5 protein-coding genes, 20 tRNA genes and 2 rRNA genes (1 of these 27 only partly in view) are annotated in these 9,498 nt (G+C 42.3%); 25 read left to right on the top strand and 2 right to left on the bottom strand.

Features of this window, described 5'->3' with window-relative positions; translation table 11 throughout:
• The 22 genes from ACP8HH_RS13510 to ACP8HH_RS13405 form a co-directional block, all read left to right on the top strand.
• Positions 1 to 1,269: ribosomal RNA gene (locus ACP8HH_RS13510) — 23S ribosomal RNA — on the top strand; it begins 1,687 nt to the left of the window's first position.
• Between the two features lie 171 nt (positions 1,270 to 1,440).
• Positions 1,441 to 1,556, top strand: a 5S ribosomal RNA gene (gene rrf / locus ACP8HH_RS13505).
• A gap of 45 nt (positions 1,557 to 1,601) precedes the next feature.
• Positions 1,602 to 1,677, top strand: a tRNA-Val gene (locus tag ACP8HH_RS13500).
• Between the two features lie 24 nt (positions 1,678 to 1,701).
• A tRNA-Thr gene (locus ACP8HH_RS13495) sits at positions 1,702 to 1,777 on the top strand.
• Between the two features lie 5 nt (positions 1,778 to 1,782).
• A tRNA-Lys gene (locus ACP8HH_RS13490) sits at positions 1,783 to 1,858 on the top strand.
• Positions 1,859 to 1,895: 37 nt separating this feature from the next.
• A tRNA-Leu gene (locus tag ACP8HH_RS13485) sits at positions 1,896 to 1,977 on the top strand.
• A gap of 7 nt (positions 1,978 to 1,984) precedes the next feature.
• Positions 1,985 to 2,059: transfer RNA gene (locus ACP8HH_RS13480), tRNA-Gly, on the top strand.
• Positions 2,060 to 2,072: 13 nt separating this feature from the next.
• Positions 2,073 to 2,161: transfer RNA gene (locus ACP8HH_RS13475), tRNA-Leu, on the top strand.
• Positions 2,162 to 2,188: 27 nt separating this feature from the next.
• Positions 2,189 to 2,265, top strand: a tRNA-Arg gene (locus ACP8HH_RS13470).
• A gap of 60 nt (positions 2,266 to 2,325) precedes the next feature.
• A tRNA-Pro gene (locus ACP8HH_RS13465) sits at positions 2,326 to 2,402 on the top strand.
• Positions 2,403 to 2,410: 8 nt separating this feature from the next.
• Positions 2,411 to 2,486, top strand: a tRNA-Ala gene (locus ACP8HH_RS13460).
• Positions 2,487 to 2,511: 25 nt separating this feature from the next.
• Positions 2,512 to 2,585, top strand: a tRNA-Met gene (locus tag ACP8HH_RS13455).
• A 7-nt stretch (positions 2,586 to 2,592) separates the two neighbouring features.
• Positions 2,593 to 2,669, top strand: a tRNA-Ile gene (locus tag ACP8HH_RS13450).
• A gap of 15 nt (positions 2,670 to 2,684) precedes the next feature.
• Positions 2,685 to 2,777: transfer RNA gene (locus ACP8HH_RS13445), tRNA-Ser, on the top strand.
• Positions 2,778 to 2,875: 98 nt separating this feature from the next.
• Positions 2,876 to 2,950: transfer RNA gene (locus ACP8HH_RS13440), tRNA-Met, on the top strand.
• Between the two features lie 3 nt (positions 2,951 to 2,953).
• Positions 2,954 to 3,029 (top strand) — tRNA-Asp (locus ACP8HH_RS13435).
• 23 nt (positions 3,030 to 3,052) lie between these two features.
• Positions 3,053 to 3,125 (top strand) — tRNA-Phe (locus tag ACP8HH_RS13430).
• Between the two features lie 8 nt (positions 3,126 to 3,133).
• Positions 3,134 to 3,207: transfer RNA gene (locus ACP8HH_RS13425), tRNA-Gly, on the top strand.
• 3 nt (positions 3,208 to 3,210) lie between these two features.
• Positions 3,211 to 3,284 (top strand) — tRNA-Ile (locus ACP8HH_RS13420).
• A 4-nt stretch (positions 3,285 to 3,288) separates the two neighbouring features.
• Positions 3,289 to 3,363, top strand: a tRNA-Asn gene (locus ACP8HH_RS13415).
• A 6-nt stretch (positions 3,364 to 3,369) separates the two neighbouring features.
• Positions 3,370 to 3,460, top strand: a tRNA-Ser gene (locus ACP8HH_RS13410).
• 8 nt (positions 3,461 to 3,468) lie between these two features.
• Positions 3,469 to 3,540: transfer RNA gene (locus tag ACP8HH_RS13405), tRNA-Glu, on the top strand.
• A gap of 73 nt (positions 3,541 to 3,613) precedes the next feature.
• Here the strand turns inward: ACP8HH_RS13405 and ACP8HH_RS13400 are convergent.
• Together ACP8HH_RS13400 and ACP8HH_RS13395 are read right to left on the bottom strand one after the other, a co-directional pair.
• Positions 3,614 to 4,345 (bottom strand): TraR/DksA C4-type zinc finger protein, encoded by a 732-nt coding sequence (locus ACP8HH_RS13400; protein WP_438312113.1) that lies wholly within the window; start codon positions 4,343 to 4,345, stop codon positions 3,614 to 3,616.
• Positions 4,346 to 4,504: 159 nt separating this feature from the next.
• On the bottom strand, positions 4,505 to 5,422 hold the full coding sequence (locus ACP8HH_RS13395; RefSeq protein ID WP_438312112.1) for a 1,4-dihydroxy-2-naphthoate polyprenyltransferase: 918 nt from the start codon (positions 5,420 to 5,422) through the stop codon (positions 4,505 to 4,507).
• Positions 5,423 to 5,587: 165 nt separating this feature from the next.
• Between ACP8HH_RS13395 and ACP8HH_RS13390 the strand changes: the two genes are divergently transcribed.
• From ACP8HH_RS13390 to menH, 3 genes are read left to right on the top strand one after another with little or no spacing between them, the layout of a single operon-like run.
• On the top strand, positions 5,588 to 6,967 hold the full coding sequence (locus tag ACP8HH_RS13390) for an isochorismate synthase (protein ID WP_438312109.1): 1,380 nt from the start codon (positions 5,588 to 5,590) through the stop codon (positions 6,965 to 6,967).
• Positions 6,960 to 8,672: a 2-succinyl-5-enolpyruvyl-6-hydroxy-3-cyclohexene-1-carboxylic-acid synthase gene (menD, locus tag ACP8HH_RS13385; protein WP_438312107.1), complete on the top strand. Its 1,713-nt coding sequence runs from the start codon at positions 6,960 to 6,962 to the stop codon at positions 8,670 to 8,672. Before ACP8HH_RS13390 ends, menD begins: the two co-directional genes overlap by 8 nt.
• On the top strand, positions 8,665 to 9,495 hold the full coding sequence (gene menH / locus ACP8HH_RS13380) for a 2-succinyl-6-hydroxy-2,4-cyclohexadiene-1-carboxylate synthase (protein WP_438312105.1): 831 nt from the start codon (positions 8,665 to 8,667) through the stop codon (positions 9,493 to 9,495). The genes menD and menH overlap by 8 nt, the downstream gene beginning before the upstream one ends.
• Positions 9,496 to 9,498: the final 3 nt, after the last annotated feature.

Here is a 9,498-nt window from a genome sequence, read left to right as displayed (position 1 = left end):
CAGGTAGGCGAGGAGAGAATCCTAAGGTGATCGAGAGAACTCTCGTTAAGGAACTCGGCAAAATGACCCCGTAACTTCGGGAGAAGGGGTGCTCTGGTAGGGTGTTAAAGCCCGAGAGAGCCGCAGTGAATAGGCCCAGGCGACTGTTTAGCAAAAACACAGGTCTCTGCAAAACCGCAAGGTGAAGTATAGGGGCTGACGCCTGCCCGGTGCTGGAAGGTTAAGAGGAGAGGTTAGCGCAAGCGAAGCTTCGAATTGAAGCCCCAGTAAACGGCGGCCGTAACTATAACGGTCCTAAGGTAGCGAAATTCCTTGTCGGGTAAGTTCCGACCCGCACGAAAGGCGTAACGATCTGGGCACTGTCTCAACGAGAGACTCGGTGAAATTATAGTACCTGTGAAGATGCAGGTTACCCGCGACAGGACGGAAAGACCCCGTGGAGCTTTACTGTAGCTTGATATTGAATTCCGATGCAACCTGTACAGGATAGGTAGGAGCCTTAGATTCCGGAGCGCTAGCTTCGGAGGAGGCGTTGGTGGGATACTACCCTGGTTGTATTGGACTTCTAACCCATGCCCCTTATCGGGGCAGGAGACAGTGTCAGGTGGGCAGTTTGACTGGGGCGGTCGCCTCCTAAAGAGTAACGGAGGCGCCCAAAGGTTCCCTCAGAATGGTTGGACATCATTCGTAGAGTGCAAAGGCATAAGGGAGCTTGACTGCGAGACCTACAAGTCGAGCAGGGTCGAAAGACGGGCTTAGTGATCCGGTGGTTCCGCATGGAAGGGCCATCGCTCAACGGATAAAAGCTACCCCGGGGATAACAGGCTTATCTCCCCCAAGAGTCCACATCGACGGGGAGGTTTGGCACCTCGATGTCGGCTCATCGCATCCTGGGGCTGTAGTCGGTCCCAAGGGTTGGGCTGTTCGCCCATTAAAGCGGTACGCGAGCTGGGTTCAGAACGTCGTGAGACAGTTCGGTCCCTATCCGTCGCGGGCGCAGGAAATTTGAGAAGAGCTGTCCTTAGTACGAGAGGACCGGGATGGACATACCGCTGGTGTACCAGTTGTCTTGCCAAAGGCATCGCTGGGTAGCTACGTATGGACGGGATAAATGCTGAAAGCATCTAAGCATGAAGCCCCCTTCGAGATGAGATTTCCCATTACGCAAGTAAGTAAGATCCCTCAAAGAAGATGAGGTTGATAGGTCCGGGGTGTAAGCGCGGCGACGTGTGTAGCTGACGGATACTAATTGATCGAGGACTTAACCTACTAAATGAAGAGGTATGATTGACCTCGATTCGTCGGAAGAATACAAAATATTCTTCCTTAATGTCTGTTTTATCCAGTTTTGAACGAACAAGCAACGTTCATAAAAATAATGCTTGCAATTTTAGAAACACTTGATATAATGAGTAGTGTCCTTGAAAAAGAACATTCAGGTCTGGTGGCAATAGCGAAGAGGTCACACCCGTTCCCATACCGAACACGGTAGTTAAGCTCTTCAGCGCCGATGGTAGTTGGGGGTTCCCCCCTGCAAGAGTAGGACGTTGCCAGGCCTATAAATTCATTACATAGATTGAATTTACTTATAATTTAACCCAGGAGGATTAGCTCAGCTGGGAGAGCACCTGCCTTACAAGCAGGGGGTCGGCGGTTCGAGCCCGTCATCCTCCACCATTTTTATGTGAAATAATATTCCTTGCCGGAGTAGCTCAACTGGTAGAGCAACTGACTTGTAATCAGTAGGTTGAGGGTTCAAGTCCTTTCTCCGGCACCAGTAAAGAGCCATTAGCTCAGTTGGTAGAGCATCTGACTTTTAATCAGAGGGTCGCAGGTTCGAATCCTGCATGGCTCACCATTTTTTAAATAATTATAAACTTTATTAAAACATACATGCGGGTATGGCGGAACTGGCAGACGCGCTAGACTTAGGATCTAGTGCCTTAGGGCGTGGGGGTTCGACTCCCTTTACCCGCACTTTTAAGCGGAAGTAGTTCAGTGGTAGAATACGACCTTGCCAAGGTCGGGGTCGCGGGTTCGAATCCCGTCTTCCGCTCCAATTTTTCACCCTTGCCGGGGTGGCGGAACTGGCAGACGCACAGGACTTAAAATCCTGCGGTGGGTAACCACCGTACCGGTTCGATTCCGGTTCTCGGCACCAATATTTTTCCGTATATTTATTACTTATGCGCCCGTAGCTCAATTGGATAGAGCGTCTGACTACGGATCAGAAGGTTGTGGATTCGACTTCTGCCGGGCGCGCCATATTTAAAGTGTTTTCGTAGCTTTAAATACTATAACAACAGTTAACATTTTGTTTTGACTCGGGAAGTAGCTCAGCTTGGTAGAGCACTTGGTTTGGGACCAAGGGGTCGCAGGTTCGAATCCTGTCTTCCCGACCATTTATTTAGGGGCCTTAGCTCAGCTGGGAGAGCGCCTGCCTTGCACGCAGGAGGTCAGCGGTTCGATCCCGCTAGGCTCCACCATTTATCTAACTTATATAAAGATCCTGGCGGTGTAGCTCAGCTGGCTAGAGCGTACGGTTCATACCCGTGAGGTCGGGGGTTCGATCCCCTCTGCCGCCATTTTGAAGGACCTTTAGCTCAGTTGGTTAGAGCAGACGGCTCATAACCGTCCGGTCGCAGGTTCGAGTCCTGCAAGGTCCACCAATTATACTTTTTTTCGGAGGAATACCCAAGCCTGGCTGAAGGGATCGGTCTTGAAAACCGACAGGGGTGTCAAAACCCGCGGGGGTTCGAATCCCTCTTCCTCCTCCATTTTTATTAAATGTATAAAGTGTTTTACTGAAAATTTTAAAAGGTGTCCACTAACTAATAGCGTACATTTAATAATTGAATAGTACTAATAGTATTGTCGCGGGGTGGAGAAGTGGTATCTCGTCGGGCTCATAACCCGAAGGTCACAGGTTCAAATCCTGTCCCCGCAACCAAATGGTCCCGTGGTGTAGCGGTTAACATGCCTGCCTGTCACGCAGGAGATCGCGGGTTCGATTCCCGTCGGGACCGCCATTTTTATTGTATTACATAGTTTTGGCTCAGTAGCTCAGTCGGTAGAGCAAAGGACTGAAAATCCTTGTGTCGGCGGTTCGATTCCGTCCTGAGCCATTTGTTTTGCGGGTGTAGTTTAATGGCAAAACTTCAGCCTTCCAAGCTGATAATGAGGGTTCGATTCCCTTCACCCGCTCCAATAGGGCCTATAGCTCAGCTGGTTAGAGCGCACGCCTGATAAGCGTGAGGTCGGTGGTTCGAGTCCACTTAGGCCCACTATTCCGCAGTAGCTCAGTGGTAGAGCAATCGACTGTTAATCGATCGGTCGTAGGTTCGAGTCCTACCTGCGGAGCCATTTTATGGGGAAGTACTCAAGCGGCTCAAGAGGTGCCCCTGCTAAGGGCATAGATCGCGTAAGCGGTGCGAGGGTTCGAATCCCTCCTTCTCCGCCATAATTTTAGGCCCGTTGGTCAAGCGGTTAAGACACCGCCCTTTCACGGCGGTATCACGGGTTCGAATCCCGTACGGGTCATAAAAAAAACTGCTTTAAAAGTCGAGTTTGACTTTTAAAGCAGTTTTTCTTTTAAACTTTATTAATACTGTACTTATTCTTCCAGATAACTATCCTTTTGATGGTATGGAATATCCCCAAGAGGTGATTCAATCCCTAATTTATCCAGTGTATCTTTATATTCTTCTGAATCAGGCGACTCGATAACACTTACATTTTTTCCTGTTATATCAGTAACACTAAAGGATTCAAAGTCCTCCGTAATGCTCTTAGACACTCCATTTTCATATAAGGTTTCATAATCATCATGGTCTCCTATAAAGTCCGAGGGTGTTTCTGACGTACCATCTTGTGCTGCTTCTTTAAAACTGTCTTGATAATCACGTATATCTCCATCTCGTCCTTTTGCAAATGAATTGTTGAATGGAGGTTTCAAGATTTCTTCTTCCACTGGCCTGTCGTTGGAAACTTCAGTATCAATAGCATGTTCCATGCAAACTGTTGTATAGGGTATAGCCTCTAATCGTTCAAAGGGAATGTCATTACCGCATTCATCGCACCTCCCATAGGAGCCATCCTGCAATGCTTTTAATGCATTCTCAACTTTATCAAGTTCTGTGTTGGCGTGTATATTGATAGCCATATTTTTTTCCCGGTCATATAGCTCAGTTCCAAGATCACCTGGGTGATTGGCGTACATGGACAACTCTCCAGATTCTTCTTGTGCACTTTCCTTAATATCAGATTCGTTTTTTGTAGTCATTAATTGAGCTTTTAATTCGGTTAATTCTGTTTTTAAGGAAGACCTTTGTCTGTCGCTTAGCATATACTGTCACGTCCTTTTATTAGGTTCAATTTTCAGTATGCCCACGCTTGATGAACTTCATAATAAAAACTGCCTAATCACAAAATTTAACTTGTGTTTTAGGCAGTTTTTTATTTGAAATTATATGAAAAGCTAGATGTTCATATTTATTTGTTTTGATTAGTTATAAAAAAGATGTCCTATTAGAATTCCCATTCCAAGTAATAAACCAAAAATAGTATTTGTTACAGCGGTTTCTTTCATAGCGGGCATCACTTGTAGTGGATGAAGATATTTCCTGAAAATAGTAATAGCTTTTATTGGTTTTCTTATGCTTAGAAATACGATAAGCGCCCATGGTGTGAGGTGTCCTAAAACTACCAAAGTAATGATCCATACATAGGAAATTATAAAGAATGCTGCTAAAATCGAAATTGCTGTTTGGCGTCCTAAAAGAATTGCGAGTGTTTTCCTACCGCTTTCTTTATCTCCCTCTAGATCGCGTATGTTATTTGCCATCATAATAGCAGCTACTAGAAACATGCTTGGAATAGATAGGAGAATTGCTGCCGTTGTAACCGTACCGGTTTGAATGTAAAACGCGATAAGAATAAGAAAGATTCCCATAACGATACCAGATACAAGCTCGCCAAAAGGTGTGTAAGCGATTGGATAGGGTCCGCCCGTGTATAAATATCCTATCAACATCGAGACCAACCCAACTAGAGCAATCCACCATGAGGTCTCCATACATATGTATATACCGATTGGAATTGAAACGCCATATAATAACAAGGCAAGATTTAAAACCGTTCTTGGTTTGACGCCATTACGAACAATCGCACCACCAATTCCAATGGATTTCTCGGTATCCAATCCTAATTTGAAATCGTAGTATTCATTAAACATATTGGTCGCCATTTGTATAAAGATACTTGCAATTAGCATTGCGAAAAACAAAGGAAAATGAATGTTATTGTACGTTAAAGCAATCATTGTTCCAAGAAAAACGGGTGCAAAGGCTGCTGTTAGTGTGTGTGGTCTTGTTAGTTGCCACCAAATACGCCAACCAGTATCAGCTTGTATTTTATGTTGCAAATTGATTCTCTCCTTATTATTTAATATGCCTAATCTATTGTACTCTAATTTCGGTAAAGTGAATACGTCGTTAGCTTATTGTGTGCTGAACCAACTAAAACTCTGTATGATAGAATAAGGATATATGCTCTTAGTATGAGTCGTTTAATGTACGGAGGGAAAAAGATGAAACAGAAGTTTACCGCTTCACATGTAAAGGCAATAGAAAAAGATTATTTGCGATTTTTCACGGAAACAATTGAAATCGGACGAATTTCACCATTACTATTTTTTCAAGCAGGTGAGACCAATTACAGTAATGAACGTTTTTATTGGCAAAATGCTGATAACACATTAACTCTCGCGGGGATTGGACACGCGAAGGTGCTGTCAAATGAAAGTTCGGAAAATCGATATGAAGATATTTCAAAGAGATGGAAAGATCTTTGTACATCATTAATTAAAGAAGAAAAAGATATTGAGCCAGTTCTCTTTGGAGGATTCTCATTTGATACAAATCATACTGGAAATTCAGAATGGGGTAATTTTCCTACCGCTTTTTTCTTTGTGCCTTCTTTTCAGCTGGCTATCAAAAATGGTATGACATCCATATCAATTAATCTTGTTACGAAGAATGAAAATGCTGTAGATGAATTTGAACAGCTGCGGAATGAGCGAGATAGTCTTGTTCACTTTGCTCAAGTAAATGAATTTAAATCTCCCGAAAAACCATTAGTTGCTTCGCTTGAGGAGGTTGGGAAAGATAAATATATGAAATCAATCACAGATGTAACAAACCTTATTAAAAAAGGGGAAGCCGAAAAAGTTGTGATTGCTCGTTCAATAAAACTGAACTTTGAAAGTAAGGTTCCATCTGTCGCTGCCCTACATCATATAGCGAATGAACAACAGGAAAGTTATGTTTTCGGGCTTCAAAAAGAAGGACAATTATTCTTTGGCGCTACACCTGAACGGTTAATAGAAGTGTCAAATGGACAAGCCTATTCGGCTTGTGTGGCAGGTTCAATAGGGCGAGGAACAACAGCAAGCGAAGATAAAGCGCTTGGTGAAGAACTACTTGGAGATAATAAAAATCGTGGAGAACATCATTATGTTGTAAACATGATTTCAAACGTATTTGAGAAAAATTGTACAAATATCTCTATGCCGTTGAAACCTAAGTTAATGAAACTTCGTGATATTCAACATTTATTCACACCAATAGAAGGACAATTGAAAAAAGAAACAGATATTTTCAGTCTTGTTCAGGCACTTCATCCAACACCTGCACTAGGCGGTGTTCCTCATGATATATCTAGAGAAATAATTCGTGACAAGGAAAACATGGATCGTGGCTACTATGCTGGGCCGATTGGTTGGACCGATACAAAAGGTAACGGAGAGTTTGCGGTCGCTATTCGATCGGCTTTACTTGATGGTGATAGTGCGTATCTATATGCTGGTGGTGGAATTGTTGCAGATTCAATCGCTGAGGAAGAATATGAAGAAACTTGGGTGAAATTTAGACCAGTTTTGCGTGCACTTGGGGGAAAATTAAATGGATAACTCAAAAATGTTAACAAACTATGTTCGAAAAATGACAGCAGCCCTCATGAATGCAGGTGTAAAGGCAGTTGTAATTAGTCCGGGTTCTCGTTCAACTCCACTTGCCTATGCATTTGCATCTACAGAAGGGCTTGAAATGTACATGCAGATTGACGAAAGATCTGCGGGTTATTTTGCACTTGGTTTAGCTAAAGCATCGGGCGATCCTGTCGTTTTACTTTGTACATCAGGAACAGCAGCATCGAATTATTTTCCGGCGATTACGGAAGCACGTAATGCACGTATCCCACTTGTTGTTATTACTGCAGACCGTCCACATGAACTAAGAGGGGTAGGTGCACCACAAGCAATTGATCAAATTCAAATGTACGGAAATCAAGTGAAATATAGTGTTGATTTTCCAATTCCAGAAAACAATCGTGATGTTGATGATTATATTGATCGTCAAATAAACCGAATCTTATCGATAGCTTTATCAGCTCCGGAAGGACCTGTTCATTTGAATGTACCTTTCAGAGAACCGTTTGATATTGATTTCGATATGAAAACAGTTTCATCGACATTCGTAAAACGATTTAAAGTTACTGAGACACTGAATGAATCAGCAGTTAAGGAATTAACAACTATGCTTAATGAAGCGGTTAAGGGAATTATAGTTGTTGGAGAAATGCCAATCAATTTTGATAAAGCATTATTTTGGGAATTTGCTGAAGCTCTTAACTGGCCGGTACTCTGTGATCCCTTGTCGAATCTAAGAACTGAACTATCAAATAGATCAGGTTCTCTTTGCATAGATAATTATGATGCCATTCTAAAAAGTGAATCGTTTATAAAACAAGCAATTCCTAATATGGTAATTAGGTTCGGAGCACAACCAGTGTCCAAACCACTTTCACTATTTCTAAAGAAAATACGACCTAAGATTGTCGTGGCTGTAGATGAATCCCCTGAATTTAGAGATCCGATAGGGGTCGTTACACACCACATACATTCAGCTGCAGAAGCAGTGCTAAATATAAGAGTAACTAAAACTGAAACAGCATATTCAAAGATGTGGATAGAAACAAATGAAATTGTAAGTTCAATCACAGCCAAACACGGCGATACTATTGAAGATGAAGGTGCATTTGCCCAATTACTTTTCGACTATTTGCCTAGTGGAGCGGATTTAGTAAGTGGTAGCAGTATGCCAATTAGAGATATAGATACTTTCTTTGGAAAAACGGGGAAGGGCATAGCAATTTTCTCGAACCGTGGTACAAACGGAATCGATGGTGTTGTATCTACAGCACTTGGGATTCAGGCTGCAAGGCAAAGGCCAACCTGGTTGTTAATTGGTGATTTGTCATTTCTACATGATGTGAACGGTCTGATTGCAACGCGTTTTATTGAGATAGATTTAACAATTGTCATAATGAACAATGATGGTGGAGGAATTTTCTCGTATCTTCCACAAGCAAATGCAAGCACGCATTTTGAAAAACTCTTTGGTACACCAACTGGATTGACATTCGGTCATGTAGCGGCGATGTATGATGCCCAGTATGATGCTGTATGGACGATGGATGAATTTAAGTCAGTATTACCAAAAACAAAAACCAAGCCCCTAAGAATCATTGAGGTGTTCACAGACCGTAGTGAAAATGTGAAAGGGCATCGGAAATTATGGACGGAAATTACAAAGAGACTTGATTTAAATGGTTGAAAACTTACTTAATGTACGTGAAACCAATATTAATATAAAAATAAATGGAGATAATTCGTTGCCTGTGCTTGTTCTTTTACATGGTTTTACAGGCAGTGTGGAAACATGGAGTGAAGTAGTTCGGATATTTGAAGGTAAATTCAAGATTATCCGAATCGATTTAACAGGTCATGGAAAGTCATCAATACCTAAAAATCACAAGCGATATGCAATGGAAGAACAACTAGAAGATTTAGAGGCCGTTTTTAAGCAATTAGGCCTTGCTGAATTTATTCTTGTTGGATATTCGATGGGTGGCCGAATCGCACTTGCTTACACTCTAAAGCATTCGGGAAAAGTCTTATCATTAATACTAGAAAGTGCCTCACCTGGACTGAAGACGAAGCAGGAGCGTTTAGAACGTAGACAAGCAGATAAAAAATTGGCTGAAAGATTAATTTCAGATGGAATACCAAACTTTGTTAACTTCTGGGAGGAAATACCTCTTTTTGAATCTCAGAAATCACTTACTACAGAAAAGCGAAATGCAATTAGAGAAGAGAGACTTGGACAAAGTACTATTGGTCTTTCGAATAGCTTAATCGGAATAGGATCAGGGAGTCAGCCGTCTTACTGGGATAGTCTACAAACAATCAAAATCCCTGTCTTACTAATTACTGGGGAAATCGACAAAAAATTTGTTCATATTGCCCGGGAAATGGAAAAAACGTTTCCGATTGTTAAACATACGACAATTAAGGCTGCGGGTCATGCAATACATGTGGAGAAACCGACTTTATTTGCTACAATGATAGTGGAACATATTACAGAGTTAAAAAATTAGGAG

Origin of the sequence: Sporosarcina sp. FA9 (assembly GCF_051550205.1) — a bacterium.
Taxonomy (GTDB): Bacteria; Bacillota; Bacilli; order Bacillales_A; family Planococcaceae; genus Sporosarcina.
Note: the sequence above shows the minus strand (reverse complement) of the source record. Positions and strands in the feature narration are given on the sequence as shown.